Source organism: Nocardioides sp. Leaf307 (assembly GCF_001423135.1).
GTDB lineage: Bacteria > Actinomycetota > Actinomycetes > Propionibacteriales > Nocardioidaceae > Nocardioides > Nocardioides kribbensis.
This window is the reverse complement of the sequence record NZ_LMNY01000001.1, coordinates 1,670,451-1,694,782: the sequence shown is the minus strand read 5'-3', so window position 1 is coordinate 1,694,782 and position 24,332 is coordinate 1,670,451. Positions and strand designations below refer to the sequence as shown.

Genomic DNA, 24,332 nt, shown 5'->3' with positions numbered 1-24,332 from the left:
GGGGATGGTCACTGCCTCAGAGACGGACGGACGGCGATCCGCCGCGGCTGCGCGCCGGCGCGCCCGCGAGAAGGAGATCATCGCGGCGACGCGCGCGCTCTTCGACCAGCGCGGGGTGCGCGACGCCCAGATCGAGGACATCGCCAAGGCCGTCGGCATCAACCGAGCGATCGTCTACCGCCACTTCACCGGCAAGGAGGAGCTCTTCGCCCTCACGCTGGTGGGCTACCTCGAGGAGCTCCACGCCGCGCTCCAGGCCGCCGCTGCCTCGGCCGAGGAGCCGCGGGAGCGTCTGCAGCTGATCGTCGGCGCCTTCGTCGACTACGGGCTGGCCCACCCGGCCTTCGTCGACTGCGCCCAGGCCCTCATGCGGCGCTCCGGCCCCGAGCTCCTCGACGAGATCTCCGAGGGTGCCCTCTTCCGCCTCGGCCGGGGCATCTCGACGTGCCTGGCCGTGCTCTCCACGGTCCTGGAGGACGGCACCAGACGCGGGGCCTTCGGTGTCGGCGACCCGACCCTGCTGGCCAACACGCTGTACGCCAGCGGCCTCGGCGCCCTGCAGCTCGCGCGGGTCGGGATCCTTGTCAAGGAGGCGGCGCCGGGCATCCCCACCGTCGGTGAGATCTCACCGGAGCAGGTGCGTCAGTACCTCGTCGCCTCCGCGCTGGCCATGGCGTCGCTCGGCGTCTAGGTCGCGGGACCCCCACAGCACCAGGCCCGCCCGACGTTCGTCGGACGGGCCTGGTGGGTGTGCGGTGGAGACTCAGGGGCGCTCGAGGATCGCGGTGACGCCCTGACCGCCGGCAGCGCAGACCGAGATGACTCCCCGACCGCTGCCCTTCTCCGCGAGCAGCTTGGCGAGGACGTTGACGATCCGTCCGCCGGTGGCGGCGAACGGGTGCCCCGCGGCGAGCGAGGACCCGTTGACGTTGAGCTTGGAGCGGTCGATCGAGCCGAGCGGGGCGTCGAGACCCAGGCGCTCCTTGCAGAAGACCGGGTCCTCCCAGGCCTTGAGGGTCGAGAGCACCTGCGAGGCGAACGCCTCGTGGATCTCGTAGAAGTCGAAGTCCTGCAGGCTCAGGCCCTCGCGCTGCAGCATGCGCGCCATCGCGTAGGCGGGGGCCATCAACAGACCCTCGCCGCCGTGCACGTAGTCGACCGCGGCGGTCTCGTAGGCCGTGAGGTAGGCCAGCACGGGCAGGCCCCTCTCCTCGGCCCACTCCTCCGAGGCGAGCAGCACCACCGAGGCGCCGTCGGTGAGCGGGGTGGAGTTGCCCGCGGTCATCGTCGCGGCCTCGCCCTTGCCGAAGACCGGCTTGAGCTTGGCCAGCTTCTCCACCGAGGAGTCGGGGCGCAGGTTCTGGTCGCGCTCGAGCCCGCGGAAGGGGGTGATCTGGTCGTCGAGGAAGCCGGCCTCGTAGGCCTTGGCGAGGTTCTGGTGGGAGGTCGCGGCGAGGGCGTCCTGCTCCTCACGACCCACATGCCACTCCAGCGCGGTGAGCGCGGCGTGGTCACCCATGGCCAGCCCGGTGCGGGGTTCGCCGTTCTGGGGGATGCTCGGCACGAGGTCGCCGGGACGCACCTTGGCCAGGGCCGCGAGGCGACCCTTGAGGTCCTTGGCCCGGTTGGCCTCGAGGAGGATCTTGCGCAGTCCCTCCCCCACGGCGATCGGTGCGTCGGAGGTGGTGTCCGAGCCACCGGCGATACCGACCTCGATCTGGCCCAGGGCGATCTTGTTCGCGACCTGGATCGCCGCCTGGAGACCGGTGCCGCAGGCCTGCTGGATGTCGGTGGCGGGGGTCTCGGGTGAGAGCTTGGAGCCCAGCACCGCCTCGCGGGTGAGGTTGAAGTCACGGCTGTGCTTGAGCACCGCTCCGGCCACGACCTCGCCGAGGCGCTCGCCCTCGAGGCCGAAGCGGGTCACGAGGCCGTCGATGGCGGCGGTGAGCATGTCCTGGTTCGACGCGTCGGAGTAGACCGTGTTGGACCGGGCGAAGGGGATGCGGTTGCCGCCGATGACGGCGACGCGACGAGTGGTGGGTTGCATAGGGTCATCCTTGCGTCGACAGGCCTCGCAGTGAAGCCTGTGAGGGGCACGTCACGATGTGTGGACGCTGAGTTACACATCGGGTTACATGACCGTGCCCCACGATCTCCCACCACCACACGGAGGACCACCCGCATGAGCGACAAGTACCAGAGCTTCTCGCAGTCCCCGCTCGGAAAGCTGCTGGTCAAGAACCTCGGCCTCCCCGCCCCCATGAGCCTCGAGCGGTACGCCGAGGGCGCTCCGCTCGTCGACGGCATCGTCGCCGTCGGGGGACGCGGCCGCCTCGCCGAGTCGCTCGGCGGCATCCTCTCCCAGCTCGGCGTCGAGAGCACCGACGCCCCGGCCGAGGGATCCAGGCTCAAGGGCCTGGTCTTCGACGCCACCGGCCTCACGTCCTCCGACCAGCTCGTCGCCCTGCGCGACTTCTTCACCCCGCTCATGCGCAGCCTCGCGACCTGCCCGCGCGTCGTCGTGCTCGGCACCCCGCCGGAGCTCCTCGAGGGGGGCGAGCGCGTCGCGCAGCGCGCCCTGGAGGGCTTCACCCGCAGCCTGGGCAAGGAGATCGGTCGCGGCGGCACGGTGCAGTTGGTCTACGTCGCCGAGGGCGCCGAGGCGTCGGTCGCCAGCACGCTGGGCTTCCTGCTCTCCCCGAAGTCGGCCTACGTGTCGGGCCAGGTCGTGCGCATCGGCGCCACCGGCTCGACCGACGCGCCCGCGGTCACCGACTGGACCCGCCCGCTCGCCGGCAAGGTGGCCCTCGTGACCGGCGCCAGCCGCGGGATCGGCGAGCAGATCGCGCGGGTCCTGCACCGCGACGGCGCCACCGTCGTGGGCGTCGACGTGCCCCAGGCCGCCGACGGCCTGGTGAAGCTCATGAACGAGCTCGACGGTGACTGGCTGACCCTCGACATCACCGCGAAGGACGCCCCGCAGCGGATCGCCCAGCACCTCAAGGACAAGCACGGCGGCGTCGACGTGGTGGTCCACAACGCCGGCATCACCCGCGACAAGAAGCTCGCCAACATGTCGGAGGACCGCTGGGAGTCGGTCATCGCCGTCAACCTCACCGCCCCGGAGCGCATCAGCCGCGAGCTGCTCGACCAGGGCGTCGTCAACGCCCACGGCTCGATCGTCGGCGTGGCGAGCATCGCCGGCATCGCGGGCAACGTCGGCCAGACCAACTACGCCGCCTCCAAGGCCGGCGTCATCGGCCTCGTCGACTCCCTCAAGGGCGAGCTCACCGACGGCATCACCGTCAACGCCGTGGCGCCGGGCTTCATCATCACGCAGATGACCGCAGCGGTGCCGTTCGCGACCCGCGAGGTCGGTCAACGCCTCAACGCGATGTCGCAGGGCGGTCTGCCCGTCGACGTCGCCGAGACCGTGGCCTGGTACGCCGACCCCGCGTCGAGCGCCGTCAACGGCAACGTGGTCCGCGTGTGCGGCCAGATGATGCTGGGGGCCTGACGTGTCCGGCACCGGGGCGCCGCAGTCCCCCCGCCTGGTCACCCCCGGCTCCGGGGCCGTGCCCACGCTGCTCAAGGCCGCCCTCCCGTCGATCCCCGTCGTCGGCTCCCTGCCCGGTGTGAGGAAGGGGCCGGCGTCGTCCTTCTCCGGCCTCACCTTCACGCGGCCGCCGGTGACCGTCGAGCGCGCCCACGTCGAGGCCTACGCCGAGGTCTGCGGCTTCCCGAGCAAGGACACCGCGCCGCTGACCTACCCCCACATGCTCGCCTTCCCGCTGCACATGGCGATCATGACCGAGCCGTCGTTCCCCGCACCCGCCATCGGCACGGTGCACCTGGAGAACGCGGTGACCGGCCACCGGCCGGTCGCGGTGGGCGAGAGCCTGACCGTGACGACCAGCGTGGGAGCCCCCCGCCCCCATCCCAAGGGCACGGTCTACGAGTTCGTGGCCGAGGCACGGGTGGGCGAGGAGCTGGTCTGGGAGAGCACCTCGACCTACCTGCGCCGCGGACGCGGCGACGCCGACGCACCGAGCGGGTCCTCCTTCCCCGACACCTCGCCCAACGGCACCGTGTGGCGCCTGCCCGGCGACCTGGGCCGCCGCTACGCCGCCGTCTCGGGCGACCACAACCCGATCCACCTGTACCCGTGGACGGCCAAGGCCCTGGGCTTCCCGCGCCAGATCGCCCACGGCATGTGGAGCCTGGCGCGCTGCGTGGCCGCGATCGAGAACCGGCTGCCCGACGCGGTGCGCGTCGACGCGGCCTTCAAGAAGCCGATCCTGCTGCCGGGCTCGGTCGAGCTCGGCACCCGGGTGCTCGACGACGGCATCGCGTTCGCGCTGACCAACCCGCGGTCCGGCGCCCCGCACGTGGTGGGACGCAGCACCGCGCTCTGAGCCCGCCCGCCAGGTGACGACTTCCGGTCACCACGCCCGGTCACCAGGCCCGGTCACCACGCCCGGTCACCACGCCCGGTCGCGGCGTCCGATCGCGCCCTCCTCGCCCCGGCGAGGAGGGCGCGCTCACGTCCGGGGCCGCCCCAGGACGGCGATGGCGGCGGCACCGAGCACGGTGAGCGAGGCCGACACGACGACGGCGACGTTCCAGCCCGCCACCAGCGCGGCCGGTGCCGTGTTGCCCGACCCGGCGTGCGCCGCGAGGGTCACGGTGAGGGTGATGCCACAGGCGGCGCCGAGGTAGCGGGCGGTGTTGTTGGCACCCGAGCCCATGGCGGCGCGCTCCGGCGGCACGCTGGCGACCGCCTCGCGTCCGAGCAGTGCGTTGAGCACCCCGGTGCCCAGACCGGAGACCACCATGGCGAGCGCCACCCGGGTCACCGCGGATCCCTCGTCGAGCCCGAAGCCGATCATCTGCCCACCGGCCACGACGAGCAGCACCAACGCCACGGGCCTGCCGCCCTCGAGCGGGTGACGCACGAGGCGCACCAGCAGCGAGGCCACGACGCTCGCCGCGGCCCAGGCCACGACGAGCAGGCTGCCGACCCACAGGCTCTCCCCCAGCCCGGCCTGCGCCAGTGTCGGCACGTACGACGAGATGCCGATCATCCCGAGGCCGAGCACCAGCGATCCCCCGGTCGCCGCCCGGAACCGCGGGTGCGCCAGCAGCGCGGGCTCCACCAGCGGCTCGCGTACGCGGCGCTCGACGACGACCATGGCCGCCAGCGCGAGGACCCCACCCACGACGAGGCCGACCACCGGGCCATCGACGCCGTCACGCCCCTCCGTCAGCGCCGCGACCAGGCACGACATGCCGAGCACCAGCAGGGCGAGCCCGGGCAGGTCGACCCGCCGCGCCGCGGGCGTGGAGACGGGCAGCGCCCGCACCGAGGGCAGCAGCAGCAGCGCGGCCAGCGCTGCGGTGACGACGTAGGTCTCGCGCCATCCCGACCCGAGGTCGAGTGCGGCGGCGAGGAGGGCGCCGGTGGCGATGCCCAGCCCGACGCTGGCGCCCCACACCGACGTCGCATGGGCCCGCGCGGGCCCCGGGGCGTGGGTGTGGGCGAGCAGGGCCAGCCCGCAGGCCAGCACGGCGGCGCCGCCCACGCCCTGCACGACGCGGGCCCCGATCAGCAGGAGCGGCTCCTGGGCGATCGCGCACACGAGGGCACCGGCACCGACCGCCGCCAGGCCGGCGAGGTAGACGCGGCGTCGACCGAGGGCGTCGCCGAGCACGCCGGTGGCGAGGAGGGCTCCGGCGAGGCCGACGCTCATCGAGCTCAGCACCCACGCCTGCGCGGCGGGACCGGCACCCAGGTCGGCGGCCGCGGCGGGCAGCGTGGCCATCGGGGTGACGTAGGTGACCAGGACCAGGGCCGTGCCCAGCGCGACGACGGGCAGCGCCCGCGCCCCCGCCTCCCGGCCCGTGCTGACGCGACCGGAAGAGGGTTTGACATTCAAACTCACACCGCAGGACAGTACACAGGTGAGGACCTCCTGGACACCCCGTCGCACGCCTCGGCGCGCCCGGCCGGCCGTCGCCGAGGGCAGGGACCGGGACCGGTGAACGAGTCTCTGATCTCCGCACCGGTCCCCCCGTCGGCCGCGACCCTCGACGCGACCCCCGACTCGACCCCTGCAACGACCCACGTCGCGCTCGACTCGCTGCCGGGGCGCCCCTGCCCGGCCGCGGCGGCGCTCGAGGTGGTCGGCGAGCGGTGGTCGCTGCTGGTCGTGCGCGAGCTGGCGATGGGCAGCGGGCGCTTCACCGACATCGTGCGGGGCACCGGGGCGCCCCGCGACCGGGTGGCCGCGCGCCTGCGCTCGCTCGAGGCGGCCGGCGTCGTGCGACGCACCTCCGACACCGCGGGCGACGCAGCGGGCAACACGGCGGGCGCGCGGGGCGGCTACGCGCTCACCCCCGCGGGACGCGACCTGCTGCCGGTGCTGGACGCGCTCCTCGCGTGGGGGCGGACCCACGCCGTCGCCCCCGACGACCCCCGACGCAGGAGTGACTACCCCCGCCTCGCCGCCGACTGACAGTCCCGCCACCGACAGCACGCCGACCGACGGCACCCCGGCCGGCCCGACCCTGGTCCAGGCCCGGCCTGGCGCGCCGGGCCAGCCCTCAGCGCGCCCGGCCGAACCTCAGGTCCTGCACCGTGGCCCGAGCGGCCGTGGGCGAGGTCGCCCGACGCTCGGAGAAGGTCGCGGTGGCGGGGTCCCAGACGCCGACGTCGGTGCGCAGGTTGCCGTCCCAGTCGCCCACCACGGGCAGGTCGCCGGGCTCGCCGAAGACCACGTCGGCGGTCCAGGCCAGCCCGTCGTCGTCGACGCGGCGCAGCGTGAAGGTCGCGGTGGCCTGGTCGTAGACGCCGAGGTCGGTGGTGCCGTTGCCGTCCCAGTCGCCGGTGACCGGGACGTCGTCGGCGTCGCCCAGGACGGCGGTCGACACCGTGCCGTCGGCGGCCCGCATCCGGAACTGCGCGGTCTTGGCGCGCCACACGCCGACCTCCCACAGGCCGTCGCCGTCCCAGTCGCCGGCGACGGGCTCGTCGGTGGCGTTGCCGAGCACGACCGTGGTGAGCCCGGCCCCGGTCTTCAGCGTGAAGGTCTTGGTCGACGGCGTGCGCACGCCCGGGTTGGTGAGTCCGTCGCCGTCCCAGTCACCGACCACGGGGTCGTCGGTCGACGTGCCCAGCCGCACGACGCGGGGCTTGGCACGGGGGCGCTGGATCCGGAACTCCGAGGTGTCCGCGCGCCGGTAGACCGCCAGCTCCGCGGGTGCGTCGCCGGCGAAGTTGCCGGCCAACGGCACGTCCACGCAGTTCTGCGAGTCGACCGTGCTGCCGTAGACGAAGGGGGCGCCGTGGAACCACGCCTCGATCACCGAGCGGTCCTGGCGCTCCTCGAAGTGCAGGTGGGGGCCGGTGGAGTTGCCCGTCGAGCCCAGGGTGCCGATCTGAGCGCCCTGGTCGACGCTCTGACCGGTCACGACGACGACGTCGTTGAGGTGGGCGTAGAGGGTGCTCTCCCCGCCGCCGTGGTCGATGACCACGTAGTGGCCGTAGCCGGAGGTGCCGGTGGGCGCCGCCGTGGTGACGACGCCGGGCGCGGCGGCGACGACGGGGTCGTCGACGTCGTCGGTGCGGTTCCAGTCGATCGCCCGCGAGCTGGGGCTGTGGCTGGACCGTGTCGTGCCGGTCCAGGTCTGGCCGCACGGGAACGGCACCTCGTACGCCGTGTCCGGCGCCGCACCCGCCGGCGCGGCGAGCACGAGGGTGGGGCACACCAGGGCCAGTCCGGTGGCGCCCAGCACGACGCGGATGGACCAGGGGCGGCCACGGACGGCACGGGGCTCGGACGGGAGGGGGGACCAGGGGGGCATGGTGAGGACGTCCTCGAGGTGGGCGCGCGGAGGACGTCGCGACCACCGGACACGACGAGGCACGTCGCTGTGCCTCGCGCTCATCAGCCCCAGGAGTCGTCAACCGTCACACGAGTAGACACACGAAACCACGCTCTCGGCGTGTCTGTCACGAACTACAGCGATGTAATGGTAAGGCCCTCTGGACCAGCGCCGTGCGCGGGTCAGCCACAGGTCAGCCGCGGGGCGGCCGGATCAGGCCCTCCTGGGCCACCGTGGCGACCAGGAGGCCGTCCTGGGTGAAGACCCTGCCGATGGCCAGACCCCGCGCGCCGTGGGCCGACGGCGACCACTGGTCGTAGAGCCACCACTCGTCGGCCCGGAAGGGCCGGTGGAACCACACCGTGTGGTCGAGCGAGGCCATCTGCACCCCGGCCGGACGGTCGTGGGCGGCCAGCGTGGCGCCCAGCAGGCTCATATCGCTGGCCCAGGTGAAGGCGGCCAGGTGGAGGTGCGGGTCGTCGGGCAGCGCCGCCGCCATCCGGAACCACAGCTGGGCGCGAGCGGGGTGCAGCGGGTCGTCGGCCAGTCCGTGGCCGGAGGTGCCGATCGAGCGGGCCTCGACCGCACCCCACTCGCGGGCCAGCTTGGGTCCCTCGCCGTCGCCGCGCGAGGCCATCTGCGAGAGCAGGTCGACACCCTGCTCGGGCGCGGGGACCTCCGGCATCGCGTCCTGGTGGTCGAAGCCCTCCTCGGCGCGGTGGAAGTTGGCGGTGAGGTAGTAGATGGGGCGCCCGTGCTGGCGGGCGGCCACGCGGCGGGTCAGGAAGGAGCGGCCGTCGCGGATGCGCTCGACGTCGAAGACGATCGGCACGTGCGGGTCGCCCGGCAGCAGGAAGTAGGAGTGCAGCGAGTGCACCTCGAAGCCCTCGGGCACGGTGTGGATGCCCGCGATGAGCGCCTGCGCGGCGACCTGGCCGCCGAAGACCCGCGGGCGGCCGTAGTCGACGGTGGCGCCGCGGTAGCGGTCGTCGTCGAGCCGCTCCAGGTCGAGCAGGCCCAGCAGGTGGGCGACCGCGGCCTCCGGGTCGGGGACGAGCCCGCTGGTCATGTCGTCTCCTTCTCCACCGGGCGCAGCAGCGCCTCCTGGGCCACCGACGCCACGAGTGTGCCGTCGGGGGTGAACACCTGGGCGTTGACCAGTCCCCGTCCGCCCTGGGCGGCCGGCGAGACCTGGTCGTAGAGCCACCACTGGTCGGCGCGGAAGGGCCGGTGGAACCACACGGCGTGGTCGAGGGAGGCCACCAGCGTGCCGCGCGACCCCAGCCGCAGGCCGTGGGGGCTGAGCGCGGCGCCCATCAGGCTCATGTCGGAGAGGTAGGTGAAGGCCGCGACGTGCAGGAAAGGGTCCTCCGGCAGCTGCTCGCGCACCCGCAGCCACAGCCGCTGGCGGCCCGGGTGCTCGGGGTCGGGCGGCAGCAGGTCGTGGGAGCTGCCGACGTAGCGCAGGTCGGCCACCTCGAACTCCTCCCAGGAGCGGTCGCCCTCGCGCAGCATCGTGGTGGGGTCGAGGCACTCCTGCGGCGGCGGCGCGTCGGGCATCCGGGACTGGTGCTCGCGGCCGGGCTCGGGGCGGTGGAAGTCGGCGGTCAGCGCGAAGATCGGCCGGCCGTGCTGGCGCGCCAGCACGCGGCGGGTGGCGAAGGAGCGACCGTCGCGCAGCGGCTCGGCGTCGTAGATGATCGGCGTCGTGGTGTCGCCGGGCTGCAGGAAGTAGGCGTGCAGCGAGTGCACGGCGTAGGCCGGGTCGACGGTGCGCTGGGCGGCCACGAGGGCCTGCGCGGCGACCTGGCCCCCGAAGACCCGCGGCAGCCTCGACTCCTGGACCGCGCCGCGGAAGAGGTTGTCGTCGATGGTCTCGAGGTCGAGGAGCGCCACCAGCTCCCGGGCGTCGCGCGGCACGCTCAGTCCCGCCCGGTGGTGTCGGGCCCCGCCACGTCGGGGCCCTGGTCGTCGGGCTCCTCCAGACCGGCCAGGAACTGCTCGAACTGCTGTCCGATCTCCTCACCCGTCGGCAGCGGCTCGTCGGGGGCCAGCAGGTTGCCGCCCGACTCCTCGGCGCGCTCGAAGGCGTCGTACTGCCGCTCGAGGGCCTGCACGACGTCGTCGACCTCCGCGTTGTCGGCGAGGTAGGCGGTGATCTCCTCCTCGCGCTGCTCGGCCTCCGCGTGCAGCACCGACAGGTCGAGGGTGAGGCGCCCGGCCAGCTCGACCTGCTCGAGCAGGGCCGCCGAGGCACGGGGATAGTCGAGCTGGGCGAGGTAGTGCGGGATGTGGGCCACGAAGCCCTGCGCGGGGTGGCCCCACTCCCCCAGCCTGACCTCGAGCAGCGCCTGGGCGCTGCTCGGCACACGCAGCTCGCCGCGCCACGGGCTCGTGGCTCCCAGCAGCAGCTCGGGGTCGTTGGCGTGGTGGGTCAGCGCCACGGGTCGGGTGTGGGGCACGGCCATCGGCACCGAGCCCATCGAGACCACCCGGGTCACCCCGAAGCGCTCGACGACCTCGCGCACGGCACGGGCGAAGGCCTCCCACCGGTTGTCGGGCTCGGGTCCCTGGAGCAGCAGGTACGGCGTCCCGCCGCTGTCGCGCAGCAGCCGCACCACGAGGCGCGGGGCGTCGTACGAGGCGTAGTGGTCGCGCACGAAGGAGATCGCGGGGCGACGGGCGCGGTAGTCGTGCAGCTGGTCGACGTCGAAGGTCGCGACCACCCGGCTCGACGAGGGCACGGCCGGGGGGCCGAGGAGGCTGTCCTCCTCGAGGTCCACGAGGTGGCGCGCGGCGCGGGCGGCGGCGTTGCCGGCGTCGAGGAAGCCGTCGAGCACCAGCACCATGGTCAGGTGCTCGGGCGAGCCGTCGAGCTCGGGCACGTCGTCGACGATGTGCACCAGGCGGGGTTCGGCAGGCACGGCGTCCTCTCGGCACGGTCTGCGACGGGCGCAGAGGCGGAGGCCCGCCGGGCAGGCGGGCCGGGTGTCGGTGGCCCGAGCACCGTAGCGGACCACGGTATTCCCCCCGCCGACCGCTCGTCGCGACAGCCCGTGCGGCGGACCGCCCGCAGGTGACGCCACCCACAGCCCGCTCGTCCGGCGGCCCGGCTCAGCGCGACCCCAGCAGGGCGCGACCCGGAGGTCCGGCCCACAGCGCGGCGACGTGGGAGACGTCGGTGCCGCAGCAGCCGCCGAGCACCCGCAGCGCCGGGAGCCGCTGCCGGAGGTGCTCGGTGCGGTCCACGAGCAGGTCGAGGTCTCCCTCGTCGAGGCTCTCGGCGGCGTCGAGCTCGGCGTGGCTCAGCGTCGAGGCGTTCGGGCGGAGGCCGAGGATGCGGGAGCGCCAGCCGCTGTCGTCACCGCTGTCGTGGCCGCTGTCGTGGCCGCTGTCGTGGCCGTTGTCGCCGCCGCCGCCGTCGAGGGCCCGCGCCACGTGGTCGGGGTGGGCGCAGTTGACGAGGTAGCCGTCGGCGGGCGCCTCGCGCTCCAGGCGGCGGACCGCGTCGGCCAGGGCGGTGCCGTCGGGCAGGGTGCCGTCGGTCTCGACGGTGAAGGACACCGCCACCGGCACGCCGACCGAGCGCGCCGCGCGCACGACGCCGACCGCCTCGGCGGCCCCGGTCATGGTGTACGCCGTCACCGCGTCGACGCCGGCCCCCGCCAGGGCGGCCACCTGCGGTAGGTGACGGCTGGCCGCGTCGTCGGGATCGAGTCGCTCGCCGGCGACGTAGCCGTCGCCCAGCGGCCCGATCGTGCCGATGACCCGCACGACGAGCAGGTCGGTCAGTCGCCCACGCAGGGCGTGCACCAGGTCCACGGCCCGGTGGTTGAGGCCCGCCGCGGCGTGCACGTCGTGGCCGAGCGACGCGGCCCACTCCGCGCCGGCGCGCCACGTCGGGGTCTCGAGCAGCAGCCCCGCCCCGACCCGGCGGGCCACGTCGGCGTACCCGAGGTAGTAGTGCTCGAGGAGCCCGCGTCCGCGTTCGTCGTCGACCAGCGGGAAGGCGGCGAAGGCGGGCAGGTCGACGCCGTGGTGGAAGATCAGGTCCGTCTCGAGCCCACCGTCGGTGACCCACGCGGCCGCGTCGTCCCACGGTGGCGGTGTGCCGGCCACGGCTGGTCCTCCGTCCCGGGACGTCCGGGCGCCCCGGTGGACGTCCTACCCGCCGAGCCGGACCCGGGCCAGGGTCGGAGGTCCTCCCCTGGCTGCGGTCAGTCGCGCGCCGCGGCGCCGGCCTCGGCGCGGCCGAGCTTGGCGTGGCTGCGGCCGTAGACGAAGTAGAGGGCGAAGCCGAGCGCCATCCACACCAGGAAGCGCAGCCAGGTCTCCGCGCTCAGGTTGAGCATCAGGTAGAAGCAGATCAGCGCCGAGAGCACCGGCAGCACCGGCGAGAGCGGCACCCGGAAGGAGCGCTCGAGGTCGGGGCGGCTGCGCCGCAGCACCGGCACGGCCAGCGAGACCAGGAGGAAGGCGGTCAGCGTGCCGATGTTGACCATCTCCTCCAGCTTGCCGATCGGCGTGAGGGAGGCCACCAGGGCCACCACGACGACGATGCCGATGGTGATGGTGAGCGGCGTGCCGGTGCGGCGGTCGACACGGGCGAGCTTGACCGGCAGCAGGCCGTCGCGGGCCATCGCGAAGAAGACGCGCACGGCACCGATCATCAGCGTCATGACCACGGTGGTGAGACCAGCCACGGCGCCGGCCGAGATCAGCGTGCCGATGCCGTCCTGGCCGCGGTCGATGAAGGCCCGGGCGAGCGCGGCCTCGGGGTCGATGTCGCGGTAGTTGACCATGCCCACGATGACCAGGGCGACGGCGATGTAGAGCACCGTGCAGATCGCCAGCGAGCCCAGGATGCCGCGCGGCAGGTCGCGCTGCGGGTTGCGGGCCTCCTCGGCGGTGGTGGCGACGACGTCGAAGCCGATGTAGGCGAAGAAGACGACCGAGGCCGCCGACACGACGCCCAGGACGCCGTAGACCTGCGGCTCGATGCCGAAGAGCAGCTGCACGAGCGGGGCGGTCAGCCAGGTGCCACCGGTCTCGGCCGTGCCGGCGGCGTCGGGCACGAAGGGGGTGTAGTTGCTGCCGTCGATGTAGAACAGGCCGGCCACGATGACGAAGAGCACCACGAAGAGCTTGACCGCGACGAGCACCAGGTTGACGCGCAGGCTCTCCTTGATGCCGAAGGCGATGAGGGCGCCGAGCACGGCCACCAGCAGGAAGGCGGCGAGGTTGAACGTGGCGTCGGGGCCGAGTGAGGCGGGCCAGGTGACGCCCAGCTGGTCGAGCAGCGTGACGAAGTAGGTACTCCACCCCTGGGCCACCACGCTCGCTCCGAGCATCAACTCGAGGAGCAGGTCCCAGCCGATGATCCACGCCACCAGCTCGCCGAGCGTGGCGTAGGAGAACGTGTAGGCCGAGCCCGACATCGGCAGCGTCGAGGCGAACTCCGCGTAGCAGAGCGCGGCCAGCGCGCAGCAGATCGCGGCGATGCCGAAGGAGAACACCACCCCGGGCCCGGCGTAGTCGGCGGCGACCCGGCCGGTGAGGGTGAAGATCCCGGCGCCGATCACGACGCCGACGCCGAAGACCGTGAGGTCGAGGGCGGTGAGGTTCTTCTTCAGCGCGAACTCGGGGTCGTCCCCCGAGGCCAGCGACTGCTCGATCGACTTGGTGCGCAGGAGACCGGTGCGTGTGCGACTCACCCGGAGACCGTAGAGCACCACCCGCGCTCGTCGCGAGCGTCCCCCGGGCGGGTCGCGCGGTGGATCCGCGACCACCACCGCCGCCACCGGGCTGTCCCTACCCCCCGGAGAGGGTCGGACCGCTGCACGCCACCGCTACCGCGAGCCCTCGGCGCTGCGCTCGACGGGCTCGACGGGCTCGACGGGCTCGACGGGCTCGACGGGCTCCGCAGCGGACGCGGGGCCGTCGAGGGCGGAGATCCGCTCCACGATCCCCAGCGCCAGGGTCTGCGGGGTCAGGCCGATGCGCTCGAGGATCACCCCGCGCTTGGCGTGGTCGAGGAACTCCTGGGGCACGCCGTGCAGCTGCACGGGGGTGGTCACACCGGCCTCGTTGAGGGTCTGCAGCAGCACGGCGCCGCAGCCGCCCACCACGCCGTTGTCCTCGATGCTGACCACGAGGCGGTGCTCGCGGGCCAGGTCGACGATCGCGGGGTCGACGGGCTTGACCCAGCGGGGGTCGACGACGGTGACGCCGATGCCCTGGGCGGTGAGCCGCTCGGCCACCTGCACCGCGGTCGTCGCCATCGAGCCCACGCCGACGACGAGCACGTCGCGGGCACCGGAGCGCACGAGCACGTCGGCGCCCCCCGCCCGGTCGACGGCCTCGACGTCCTCGGGCGGCGGACCCTTGGGGAAGCGCACCACCGTGGGGGCGTCGTCGACCTCCACGGCCTCGTTGAGCAGCTCGCGCAGCCGGGTCGCGTCACGGGGCGCGGCCAGCCGCAGCCCCGGCACCAGCTGGAGCATCGACATGTCCCACATGCCGTTGTGGCTGGCGCCGTCGTCGCCGGTGACCCCGGAGCGGTCGAGCACGAAGGTGACGCCGCAGCGGTGCAGCGCGACGTCCATCAGCACCTGGTCGAAGGCGCGGTTGAGGAAGGTGGCGTAGACGGCGAAGACCGGGTGCAGCCCGCCCATCGCCAGGCCGGCGGCCGACGTGGCGGCGTGCTGCTCGGCGATGCCGACGTCGAAGGTGCGCTCGGGGAAGCGCGCCTGGAAGTGGTGGAGGCCCACGGGGTGCATCATCGCCGCGGTGATGCCGACGACGTCCTTGCGGCGCTGGCCGATGTGGACGATCTCGTCGGCGAAGACGTCGGTCCAGATGCGGCCCTTGGGGTTCTCCTCGCCGGTGTCGACGTCGAAGGGCCCCGGGGAGTGGAACTGGTCGGCCTCGTGGCGCTCCGCGGCGTCGTAGCCGAAGCCCTTGCGGGTGAGCGCGTGCACGATGACCGGGCCGCCGAAGCGCTTGGCCTGGGCCAGTGCGTGCTCCATGGCCGCGCGGTCGTGGCCGTCGACGGGGCCGACGTACTTCAGGCCGAGGTCCTCGAAGAGGCCCTGGGGCGCGAGGGCGTCCTTGAGGCCCTTCTTCACCGCGTGGAGGGCGTCGTAGGCCGCGCCGCCGACCGCCGGCACGGAGTTGAGCCGCTTCTTGACCTGGTCGAGCAGCTGCTCGTAGCGCGGGTTGGTGCGCAGCGACGTCAGCGCGGTGGCCAGGCCGCCGATCGTGGGGGTGTAGGAGCGGCCGTTGTCGTTGACCACGATGACCAGCCGGCTGTCCTGGGCGACGGCGATGTTGTTGAGCGCCTCCCAGGCCATGCCGCCGGTGAGCGCGCCGTCGCCGATGACCGCGACGACGTGGCGGTCCTCGCCCCGGATGGCGTAGGCCTTGGCCAGCCCGTCGGCGTAGGACAGCGCGGTGGAGGCGTGGGAGTTCTCGACGATGTCGTGGGGCGACTCGGCCTGGCTGGGGTAGCCCGAGAGGCGACCCTCCTGGCGCAGGCCGTCGAAGTCCCCGGCGCGACCGGTGAGCAGCTTGTGCACGTAGGACTGGTGGCCGGTGTCGAGCACGACGCGGTCGTGGGGGCTGTCGAAGACCCGGTGCACGGCCAGGGTCAGCTCCACCACGCCGAGGTTGGGGCCGAGGTGGCCCCCGGTGCGCGCACACGTCGCGACGAGCACGTCACGGATCTCGGAGGCCAGGGCGTCGAGCTCGTCGTCGGCCAGGTCGCGCAGGTCGCGGGGTCCGGTGATCTGCTCGAGGAGTCCCATGGGCCCGAGTTTACGACCTCACAGGTCGACCACCGCGATCGCCGACTCGTGCAGGCTCCCCAGCCACACCCGGCCCTCGTGCTCCCGCACGCCGGTCACCATGTGGTAGCCGCCCGCGTCGCCGTCGACGTCGTGCACGAGCCGGCCCGCGTCGTCGTAGGCCTGCACCCGCAGCGTGCGGGCTGGCTTGGGCTGCAGCGGGGCGGGCAGCCGGGTGGCGGCGCGCTGCAGCCAGGCGGGGCCCTGCTGGAGCCGGGTGACGACGGGGTCGGTGGGGCTGGCGATCGTGACCCAGACCAGCCCGTCGCTGCCGCGGGCGATGTTGTCGGGGTAGCCCGGCAGGTCGGTGGCCAGGTGGTCGCGGCTGCCGGCACGGGGGCCGGTGAGCCACAGCCGCACCACGGTGCGCGCGGCGGTCTCGGCGACCGCGACGTAGGACCCGTCGGCGGCGAGCGCCACGCCGTTGGCGAAGGCCAGCCCGTCGAGGGCCACGGTGACCGAGCCGTCGGGGTCGAGGCGCAGCAGCCGCCCCGTGCGGGTGTCCTGCACCAGGTCGTCCTTCCACCGCTCGATGCCGAAGCGGGTGGAGGAGTCGCTGAGCCAGACGGTGCCGTCGTCGCCGATCGCGGCGTTGTTGCAGAAGACCATGCGCCGTCCGCCGACCTCGGCCAGCAGCGGCTCGACGGTGCCGGTGGCGGGGTCGACCCGCAGCAGGCCGCGGTGGGCGTCGCAGACCAGCAGCCGGCCCTCGGGGTCGACCTCGAGGCCGAGGGGCCGTCCGCCGGTGCGGGCCACGCGCTCGAGGTGCGAGCCGTCGTGGGACACCCGCCACAGGGCACCGTCGGCGGTGCCGGTGTAGACCGAGCCCTCGTGCCGGCCGCCGGTCGCCACCACGACGTCCTCGGCTCCCGGCCCGGGCACGGCGTGCACCCGGGGCACGGGGGCGCCGGCGCCCCCGCCGCGGGCGGCGCTCACCACCACACCCCCGCGCCGAGCTCGCGGTAGAGCGCGGAGTCGAGCAGCTCGGGCACCGCGATGCTCGCGCTCCCCCCGAGGTCGAGGCGCCGGGCCTGCTCGGGCTCGACGAACACGATCCGGCGCCCCTCCCCCAGCACGACGTCGTCGTCGGTGAGGTCGGTGGCGGCCACGAAGACCGCGACGGGGTCGGTGGTGCCGTAGGCCGCGTGGTGCACCTGCAGCTCCCGCAGCAGGCGCAGCTCCTCGGGCGCCACCACGATGCCGGTCTCCTCGGCCAGCTCGCGCGCCGCGCCCTCGGCCCAGCCCTCACCGGGCTCGAGGTGCCCCCCGCACAGGCCCCACTTCTCGGGGTCGATGCGCGGGCGCTCGTCGCGCTCCTGGAGCAGCAGCCACCCCCGCCGGTCGACCAGCACCACGCACCCGAACCGCTTCGCGTCCTCGCTCACCCCGCCAACCTAGACCGCGCGGGGACCGGCTCGTGGGAGCCTGGGGCGGTGCACCGACCCGTCGCCCGCGCCACACCCGTCCTGACCGCGCTCCTCGCGCTCCTGCTCCCGCTGACCCTCGCGGCGCCGGCCCCCGCGGCGGAGCCCGCGGCCCCCACCGCGGACGACCCCGGCCTGGTGGTCACGGGGTACGCCGTGGGCAGCGCCTCGGACCGTCTCGTCGCACGCAACGCCGCGGGCCTGGACACGCTCACCGTGGCCGGTGTCGGCCTCCACGCCGACGGCGACGGGGTGGGGCGTCCGACCGCGGACATGACCCGGCTCCTGCGCACCGCCCACGCCGAGGGCCTGCGCGCGGAGCTGGTGCTCAGCAACTACAGCAACCGCCTCGGCGGCTTCGACACCCGCGCCGTGGGCCGGCTGCTCCTCGAGCCGGCGCACGTGCGCCACGTGGCGCGGGTCGTCGCGCGCGTGGTGACCGACCAGGGCTGGGACGGTGTCAACGTCGACCTCGAGTCGATGCGCCGTCGCCACGGCCGGGGGCTCGTCTCGCTGCTGGAGGCGTTGCGCGCCCGCCTGCCGCAGGCCGCGGCGCTGTCGGTCGACGTCTCCGCGCGCACGTCGCGGGAGGGCTACCTCGAGGGTGGCTACCGCCTCGGGGAGGTCGCCGACGTCGTCGACCTCGTGCAGCTGATGACCTACGACCAGCACGGACCCACCTGGTCGGGGCCGGGGCCGGTCGGCGGACTGGACTGGCAGCGCCGCAGCGTGACCGCGGCGCTCGAGCAGGTGCCCGCCGCGATGCTCGACCTGGGTGTCGCCGGCTACGGCTACACCTGGCCGCGGCGCGGCACCGGCCACACCGTGCTGGTGCGACGGGCGCGCCAGCTGGTCGAGGCCGACGGCGCCACGGCGCGCTGGCGGGCCGCGGAGGGCGAGTGGACCGCGCGGCTCTCCGACGGCACCCGGCTCTGGTGGTCCGACGCCCGGTCCTACGCCGTGCGTCGCGCCCTGGCCGCCGAGCTGGGCCTGCACGGCCTCGCCGTGTGGCGCGTCGGCTCCGCCGACACCCTGCCCGCGCCGGGCTGAGGCGACCCGGGGGCGCCGCGCCGGACGGTCAGTTCAGCGGGCGCATCGACGACGGCACGCCGCCGCCGCGGTGGACCTCCTCGACCAGCTCCTGGAGCGCGGTGAGGGCGACCCGCTGCGACATCGGGCCGTAGGACACGCGCGCGACGCCGAGCTCCTCCAGGCGCGCCAGGGAGGGGGTGCCGGGCAGGCCGATGGTGGTGAGGCGCTGCGGGCCGAAGGCCTCGACCAGGGTCGTCACCTGCCTCTCGGTGAGCGGGCCGGGCACGAAGACCAGCGGGGCGCCGGCGTCGAGGTAGGCCCGGCCGCGCTCGACGGCGTCGCGCAGGACCTCCTCGGGGTCGCGGTCGCCGCCGAGCACGAAGGCGTCGGTGCGGGCGTTGAGCACGAAGTCGGGCACGCCCTCGGCGCGGGCGGCCTCCATCACGGCGGCGACCTGCGCGGCCGCCTCGTCGAGGGGACGCAGCTGATCCTCGAGGTTGGCGCCCACCACGCCCACGCCGATCGCGCGGCGGACGGTGGCGGCGGCGTCGCCGTACCCTCCCTCGAGGTCGGCGGTGACGGGCAGGTCGGTGGTGGCGACGATGCGCCCGACCGCCTCCAGCATGAGGTCGAGCGGGATGTTCTCGCCGTCCTCGTAGCCCCACGAGGCCGCGATCGAGTGACTCGCGGTGGCGAGCGCCTGCGTGCCGGGGGTGTCGGCGACGACGCGGGCGCTGATGGCGTCCCACACGTTGACGACCGTGAGCAGCGCGGGGTCGCGGTGCAGCTGGAGGAGTCGGGTGGCCTGGTCAGGGGTGCTGGTCATGGTCTCGACGCTAGCCACGCCCCCCGCCGCGCGTCCTCACCCGTCGGTGGGCCGGCGGGAGCGCCGCCGCGGACCGACCGGGCGGCTCACTCCCAGAAGACGCGGTCCACCACCGAGCGCGAGATCCGGGTCTGGCGCAGGTGGTCGTTGAGCATCTCCTCCGAGCCGCTCGGCGGGTAGCCCAGGATGCTCGCCACGGCGGCGCGCTCGCGGGGGTCGCGCGGCAGCTGGTCGCTGGGGCCGCCACGCACCAGGGTGATGGCGTTGCGGATCCGGCTGACCCGGCGCCAGCCCTCGGTGAGCGCCTCGGCGTCGTCCTCGGAGACCAGCCCGGCGTCGCGCGCCGCGGCGAGCGCGGGCAGCGTGCGCGAGGTGCGCAGCCCGGGCACGGTGCCGGCCCAGCGCATCTGCAGCAGCTGGACGGTCCACTCGATGTCGGCCAGCCCGCCGCGACCGAGCTTGAGGTGGGTGGCGGGGTCGGCGCCGCGGGGCAGGCGCTCCTGGTCGACGCGGGCCTTGATCCGCCGCACCTCGACCACGTCGTCCTCGGAGAGACCGTCCGCGGGGTAGCGCAGCGGGTCGACGAGCTCCTCGAAGCGCCGGCGCACGCCCTCGTCGCCGACCACCGCGTCGGCGCGCAGCAGCGCCTGGAACTCCCACACCGCCGACCACTTGGCGTAGTAGGCGGCGTAGGAGTCGAGGGTCCGCACCAGCGGGCCCTGCTTGCCCTCCGGGCGCAGGTCGGCGTCGACGACCAGGGCGGGGTCGTGGCCGGGGGCCGCCAGCAGCCGGCGCACCTCGTTGGCCACGGCCTGGGCGTAGGTCGAGGCGACGTGGGGGTCGGCGCCGGGCTCGGGCTCGTGGACGAACATCACGTCGGCGTCGCTGCCGTAGGACAGCTCGAAGCCGCCGTAGCGCCCCATCGCCACGATCGCCAGCCGGGTGGGCGCCGCGTCGAGCCGGCGCTGGCGGCGTACGGCGGCGCCGGCGACCGCCAGCGTGGCCTCCAGGGTGGCGTCGGTGAGGCGGGAGAGCCCGGCCCCGACCTTGGTGACGTCGGTGAGGCCGAGCAGGTCGCCGGCGGCGATGCGGAAGAGCTCGCGGCGCCGGATGGCCCGCACGGCCCGCACGGCCTTGTCGGGGTCCTCGCGGCGCGCGGCTCCGGAGAGCATCTCCTCGCTGAGCGCCTCGGCGGCCAGGGGGGCCAGCGACTCCCCCAGCATCCGCACCCCCTGCGGCTCGCGCTCGAGCAGGGCGGTGGCGTAGCGCGACGTGGCGAGCACGTGGGCGAGCCGCTCGGCGACCTGGCCCTCGTCGCGCAGGGTCTGGAGGTACCACGGCGACCCGCCCAGGCTCTCGCTGATGCGACGGAAGCCGAAGAGCCCGGCGTCGGGGTCGGGGCCCTCGGCGAACCACTGCAGCATCACCGGGAGCAGCGTGCGCTGGATGTTGGCGGCGCGCGAGACCCCGCCCGTGAGCGCCTCGAGGTGGCGCAGCGCGGCCTCGGGGTCGAGGTAGCCCAGGGCGGCGAGGCGGGCGCGGGCGGCCTCGGGCGAGAGCCGGGCCTCCTCGCCCGGCAGCAGGGCCACGGCGCCGAGCAGCGGGCGGTAGAACAGCTTCTGGTGCAGCCGGCGCACCTCACGGCGGTGGTGCTGCCACTCCTTGTCGAGAGCGGTGGCGGAGTCGCGCAGGTAGCCCATGCTGCGCCCGAGCCGGCGCATCGAGGCCTCGTCGGCCGGCACGACGTGCAGCCGGCGCAGCTGGTGCAGCTGCATCCGGTGCTCCAGGGTGCGCAGGAAGGCGTAGGCCTCGTGCAGCGCCTCGCCGTCCTCGCGGCCGATGTAGCCGCCGCGGGTCAGACGTGCCAGCGCGCTCAGGGTCGTGGGCGGTCGGATCGAGGGGTCGGCACGACCGTGCACCATCTGCAGCAGCTGCACCGCGAACTCCACGTCGCGCAGGCCCCCCGAGCCGAGCTTGAGCTGGCGCTCGGCCTCGCGGCTGGGGATGTGGTCGACGACGCGGCGGCGCATCGCCTGGGTCTCCTCCACGAAGCCCTCCCGCTCGACCGCGGTCCACACCAGCGGGCCCATGGTGTCGACGTAGGCGCGCCCGAGCGCGCGGTCGCCGGCCACCGGGCGGGCCTTGAGCAGCGCCTGGAACTCCCAGGTCTTGGCCCAGCGCTGGTAGTAGCCCTCGTGGCTGGCCAGGGTGCGCACCAGCGGGCCCGACTTGCCCTCGGGGCGCAGGTTGGCGTCGACGGGCCAGATCTCACCCTCGCCGGTGGGGTCGGAGCAGATGCGCATCAGGTGGGCGGCCAGCTGGGTCGCGGCGCGGTTGGCGGCGTTGTCGGAGGCGCCCTCGACGGCCTCGTAGACGAAGACCACGTCGACGTCGGAGACGTAGTTGAGCTCGTGGCCCCCGCACTTGCCCATCGCGATGACGGCGAGCCGGGCCAGGCCCGCGCCCTCCCCCACGCGCTGGCGGGCGACGGCGAGGGCGGCCTCCAGGGTGGCGGCGGCGAGGTCGGAGAGCTCGGCGGCGACGTCGTCGACGCCGAGGTGGTGGGAGAGGTCGCGCGCGGCCAGGCGCAGCAGGACCCGGCGGTACTCCACGCGCAGCGCGTCGACGGCCACCGGGTCGACCACGGTGGCGGTCGGCGTGGGGTCCGCGGGGTCAGCGCCCACCACGCGCAGCATGTCCTCGCGCAGGGCGTACGCCGCGGGACGCGTGCACCCGATCGCGGGGTCGGTCAGCTCGGTCCAGTGCTCCGGGTGGCGCGCGAGGTGCTCGGCCAGGGCGGTGCTGGCGCCGAGCACGCTGAGCAGGCGCATCGCGGTGCCCTCGTCGTCGGCGATCTCGCGCAGCATCGCAGCAGGGTCGTCGAGGCCCTCGACGAGGCGCACCAGCCCGGCGAGGGCCTGGTCGGGGTCGGCCGTGCCGGCCACGATGGCCAGCAGCGGCTCGGCGGCCTCCCCCAGCGCGGTGAGCCCCTCGCGGGCGGCCTGCGGGTCGAGGAAGCCCAGCCGGGAGAGGTTCTGCGGGGCGGGTGCCGCCGGCGGGCCGCTCACCGCTGTCGCGCCGCCTCGCGGTCGCCCGCCGCGACGTCGGCGAATGCCTGCGCGAGCGGGCGCCAGGCCGCGTCGAGCTCGGCCCGCGCGGCGTCGACCTCGGCGATCACCGCGGCCTGGTCGACCCCGCGGGCGGCGTGGCGCTCGGCGTCGCCGACGGCCCACGCGCGCACCACCGCGGCGTCGACCTCGGGGTGCAGCTGCACCCCCCACGCCCCGGGGGCGTGGCGCACGACCTGCGCCTCCCCCGCCGGCGTCTCGGCGAGCACGACCGCGCCGGGCGGCAGCTCGACCACGAGGTCGTCGTTCCAGTGCACCCCGCGGCGGGCGCCGGGGGCGACCGGGCCGACCAGGGCGTCGTCGGCCGCGGCGGCGGTCCAGCCGGTCTCCAGCAGGCCGACCTGCTGGCCGCGGGGGTTGCGGTCCACGCGGCCGCCGAGCGCCCGGCCCACCAGCTGGTGGCCCAGGCACACCCCGAGCACGGGCGTCTCGGCGCGGGTCGCCGTACGGACCAGCTGCTTGGTGGGGGCCAGCCACGGGTGGTCGGCGTCGTCGTCGGCCCCCATCGACCCCCCGAGCACCAGCAGCGCGTCGTGCGCGGCGACGTCGGCGGGCAGCGCGTCGCCGCGGTAGGGGTGGCGCACGTCGAGCTCGGCGCCGGCCTCCTCCAGCCAGCGACCGACCAGGGCCGGCGGGCAGTCCTCCTGGTGCTGCACCACGAGCACCCGGGGCCGCCGGCGCGCGCCGGGGGGCGCGGTGTCAGGAGCGGTGTCAGGAGCGGTGCCAGGAGCGGGATCGGTCGCGCGGGACATCGGGAGTCCTCTCCGTCGGTCGGGCGGTGCGGGTGGAGCCGGCGGTCGGGTCGGGCTCAGATGACCGGCAGCATCCGGTCGCGCTCGAAGGCCGAGACCTGGCCGCGGTACTCGTCCCACTCGGCGCGCTTGTTGCGCAGGAAGAAGTCGAAGACGCTCTCGCCGAGGGTGTCGGCCAGCAGCTCGGAGTCCTCGGCGATCGAGATCGCGTCGTTGAGGTTCTTCGGCAGCGGCGCGATCCCCAGGCTGGTGCGCTCGCGCTCGGTGAGCGACCAGACGTCGTCCTCGGCCTCGCGGGGCAGCTCGTAGTCGTGCTCGATGCCCTTCATGCCGGCGGCCAGCACCACGGCGTAGGCGAGGTAGGGGTTGCAGGCGGCGTCGATGGTGCGCAGCTCGATGCGGGTCGACTGGCCCTTGTTGGGCTTGTACATCGGCACCCGGATCATCGCCGAGCGGTTGTTGTGGCCCCAGCAGATGTAGGAGGGGGCCTCGCCGCCGAACATCATCCGCTTGTAGGAGTTGACCCACTGGTTGGTGATCACGGAGATCTCGGGGGCGTGGCGCAGGATGCCGGCGATGAACTGACGTCCGGTGCGCGAGAGGGAGTACTGCGAGCCGGCCTCGTAGAAGGCGTTCTCGTCGCCCTCGAAGAGCGAGACGTGGGTGTGCATGCCCGAGCCGGGGTGGGTCGTGTAGGGCTTGGGCATGAAGCTGGCCCAGATGCCCTGGCTCAGCGCCACCTCCCGGATCACGGTGCGGAAGGTCATGATGTTGTCGGCGGTGGAGAGCGCGTCGGCGTAGCGGAGGTCGATCTCCTGCTGGCCGGGGCCGGCCTCGTGGTGGCTGAACTCCACCGAGATGCCCATCGACTCCAGCATCGTGATCGCCTCGCGGCGGAAGTCGGCGCCCTCGGACTGCGCGGTGTGGTCGAAGTAGCCGCTGCGGTCCACCGGCACCGGCTCCTCGCCGCGACCGGGCATGTCCTTGAAGAGGTAGAACTCGATCTCGGGGTGGGTGTAGAAGGTGAACCCCTTCTCGGCCGCCTTCGACAGGGTCCGCTTGAGCACGAAGCGCGGGTCGGCGTACGACGGGGAGTCGTCGGGCATGAGGATGTCGCAGAACATCCGCGCCGTGGCCGGCCCGTCGCCGCTGCGCCACGGCAGGATCTGGAAGGTCGACGGGTCGGGCTTGGCCAGCATGTCGGCCTCGTAGACGCGCGCGAAGCCCTCGATGGCCGAGCCGTCGAAGCCGATGCCCTCGCTGAAGGCGCCCTCGAGCTCGGCCGGCGCGACCGCCACGGACTTCAGCGAGCCCAGCACGTCGGTGAACCACAGCCGCACGAAGCGGACGTCGCGCTCCTCGAGCGCCCGGAGTACGAAGTCCTCTTGCTTGCCCATGCGGCGCAGCCTAGTGCCGCCGCGGGGCTCCGAGCAGGTGGGGCT

Annotated in this window: 20 protein-coding genes; 5 read left to right on the top strand and 15 right to left on the bottom strand. The window is 74.3% G+C overall.

Annotation, left to right across the window (positions count from 1 at the left end; translation table 11 throughout):
* The first annotated feature begins 4 nt into the window (after positions 1 to 4).
* Positions 5 to 691 (top strand): TetR/AcrR family transcriptional regulator, encoded by a 687-nt coding sequence (locus ASF50_RS07760; RefSeq protein WP_056864302.1) that lies wholly within the window; start codon positions 5 to 7, stop codon positions 689 to 691.
* Between the two features lie 72 nt (positions 692 to 763).
* On the opposite strand, the gene ASF50_RS07755 is transcribed toward ASF50_RS07760, so the two are convergent.
* Positions 764 to 2,047, bottom strand: coding sequence for an acetyl-CoA C-acetyltransferase (locus ASF50_RS07755; protein WP_056903969.1), 1,284 nt, complete (start codon positions 2,045 to 2,047; stop codon positions 764 to 766).
* Between the two features lie 135 nt (positions 2,048 to 2,182).
* Between ASF50_RS07755 and ASF50_RS07750 the strand changes: the two genes are divergently transcribed.
* Together ASF50_RS07750 and ASF50_RS07745 are read left to right on the top strand one after the other, a co-directional pair.
* A complete protein-coding gene (locus ASF50_RS07750; protein ID WP_056903968.1) occupies positions 2,183 to 3,517 on the top strand; it encodes a 3-oxoacyl-ACP reductase in 1,335 nt (444 codons plus the stop codon).
* 1 nt (position 3,518) lies between these two features.
* The gene (locus ASF50_RS07745; protein WP_235557585.1) at positions 3,519 to 4,415 is read left to right on the top strand and encodes a MaoC/PaaZ C-terminal domain-containing protein; all 897 of its coding nucleotides are present in this window, start codon (positions 3,519 to 3,521) and stop codon (positions 4,413 to 4,415) included.
* A gap of 126 nt (positions 4,416 to 4,541) precedes the next feature.
* Here the strand turns inward: ASF50_RS07745 and ASF50_RS07740 are convergent, their stop codons facing one another.
* Positions 4,542 to 5,942 carry an MFS transporter gene (locus ASF50_RS07740; RefSeq protein WP_156718144.1) on the bottom strand — a complete coding sequence of 467 codons (1,401 nt, stop codon included), beginning with the start codon at positions 5,940 to 5,942 and terminating at the stop codon, positions 4,542 to 4,544.
* A 96-nt stretch (positions 5,943 to 6,038) separates the two neighbouring features.
* On the opposite strand from ASF50_RS07740, the gene ASF50_RS07735 reads away from it, so the two are divergent.
* Positions 6,039 to 6,515, top strand: coding sequence for a winged helix-turn-helix transcriptional regulator (locus ASF50_RS07735; protein ID WP_200920047.1), 477 nt, complete (start codon positions 6,039 to 6,041; stop codon positions 6,513 to 6,515).
* 88 nt (positions 6,516 to 6,603) lie between these two features.
* Here the strand turns inward: ASF50_RS07735 and ASF50_RS20010 are convergent, their stop codons facing one another.
* From ASF50_RS20010 to ASF50_RS07690, 9 genes are all read right to left on the bottom strand, one after another.
* The gene (locus ASF50_RS20010; protein WP_308196124.1) at positions 6,604 to 7,794 is read right to left on the bottom strand and encodes a M23 family metallopeptidase; all 1,191 of its coding nucleotides are present in this window, start codon (positions 7,792 to 7,794) and stop codon (positions 6,604 to 6,606) included.
* A gap of 283 nt (positions 7,795 to 8,077) precedes the next feature.
* Positions 8,078 to 8,953, bottom strand: coding sequence for an acyl-CoA thioesterase (locus ASF50_RS07725; RefSeq protein ID WP_056903965.1), 876 nt, complete (start codon positions 8,951 to 8,953; stop codon positions 8,078 to 8,080).
* Entirely contained in the window at positions 8,950 to 9,804 is an 855-nt protein-coding gene (locus tag ASF50_RS07720; RefSeq protein ID WP_200920046.1) for an acyl-CoA thioesterase, read from the bottom strand. The genes ASF50_RS07725 and ASF50_RS07720 overlap by 4 nt, the downstream gene beginning before the upstream one ends.
* A 2-nt stretch (positions 9,805 to 9,806) precedes the next feature.
* On the bottom strand, positions 9,807 to 10,808 hold the full coding sequence (locus tag ASF50_RS07715) for a PAC2 family protein (RefSeq protein WP_056864295.1): 1,002 nt from the start codon (positions 10,806 to 10,808) through the stop codon (positions 9,807 to 9,809).
* Between the two features lie 190 nt (positions 10,809 to 10,998).
* Positions 10,999 to 12,003: a homocysteine S-methyltransferase family protein gene (locus ASF50_RS07710; RefSeq protein ID WP_056903963.1), complete on the bottom strand. Its 1,005-nt coding sequence runs from the start codon at positions 12,001 to 12,003 to the stop codon at positions 10,999 to 11,001.
* Positions 12,004 to 12,101: 98 nt separating this feature from the next.
* Positions 12,102 to 13,598 carry an amino acid permease gene (locus ASF50_RS07705; RefSeq protein ID WP_056904288.1) on the bottom strand — a complete coding sequence of 499 codons (1,497 nt, stop codon included), beginning with the start codon at positions 13,596 to 13,598 and terminating at the stop codon, positions 12,102 to 12,104.
* Positions 13,599 to 13,733: 135 nt separating this feature from the next.
* A complete protein-coding gene (gene dxs / locus ASF50_RS07700) occupies positions 13,734 to 15,689 on the bottom strand; it encodes a 1-deoxy-D-xylulose-5-phosphate synthase (RefSeq protein WP_082502860.1) in 1,956 nt (651 codons plus the stop codon).
* 18 nt (positions 15,690 to 15,707) lie between these two features.
* Positions 15,708 to 16,664: an SMP-30/gluconolactonase/LRE family protein gene (locus ASF50_RS07695; RefSeq protein WP_228942101.1), complete on the bottom strand. Its 957-nt coding sequence runs from the start codon at positions 16,662 to 16,664 to the stop codon at positions 15,708 to 15,710.
* Entirely contained in the window at positions 16,661 to 17,113 is a 453-nt protein-coding gene (locus ASF50_RS07690; RefSeq protein ID WP_056903962.1) for an NUDIX domain-containing protein, read from the bottom strand. Before ASF50_RS07690 ends, ASF50_RS07695 begins: the two co-directional genes overlap by 4 nt.
* A 48-nt stretch (positions 17,114 to 17,161) precedes the next feature.
* Here ASF50_RS07690 and ASF50_RS07685 point away from each other — a divergent pair, with 48 nt between their 5' ends.
* On the top strand, positions 17,162 to 18,202 hold the full coding sequence (locus ASF50_RS07685) for a glycosyl hydrolase family 18 protein (protein WP_056903961.1): 1,041 nt from the start codon (positions 17,162 to 17,164) through the stop codon (positions 18,200 to 18,202).
* Between the two features lie 28 nt (positions 18,203 to 18,230).
* On the opposite strand, the gene ASF50_RS07680 is transcribed toward ASF50_RS07685, so the two are convergent.
* From ASF50_RS07680 to ASF50_RS07665, 4 genes are all read right to left on the bottom strand, one after another.
* Positions 18,231 to 19,010, bottom strand: a complete 780-nt coding sequence (locus ASF50_RS07680) for an isocitrate lyase/PEP mutase family protein (protein WP_056903960.1) — start codon at positions 19,008 to 19,010, stop codon at positions 18,231 to 18,233.
* A gap of 86 nt (positions 19,011 to 19,096) precedes the next feature.
* A complete protein-coding gene (locus ASF50_RS07675) occupies positions 19,097 to 22,078 on the bottom strand; it encodes a bifunctional [glutamine synthetase] adenylyltransferase/[glutamine synthetase]-adenylyl-L-tyrosine phosphorylase (protein WP_082502858.1) in 2,982 nt (993 codons plus the stop codon).
* Positions 22,075 to 22,890, bottom strand: a complete 816-nt coding sequence (locus ASF50_RS07670) for a type 1 glutamine amidotransferase (RefSeq protein WP_082502856.1) — start codon at positions 22,888 to 22,890, stop codon at positions 22,075 to 22,077. The genes ASF50_RS07675 and ASF50_RS07670 overlap by 4 nt, the downstream gene beginning before the upstream one ends.
* A 56-nt stretch (positions 22,891 to 22,946) precedes the next feature.
* The gene (locus tag ASF50_RS07665) at positions 22,947 to 24,287 is read right to left on the bottom strand and encodes a glutamine synthetase family protein (protein WP_056903958.1); all 1,341 of its coding nucleotides are present in this window, start codon (positions 24,285 to 24,287) and stop codon (positions 22,947 to 22,949) included.
* Positions 24,288 to 24,332: the final 45 nt, after the last annotated feature.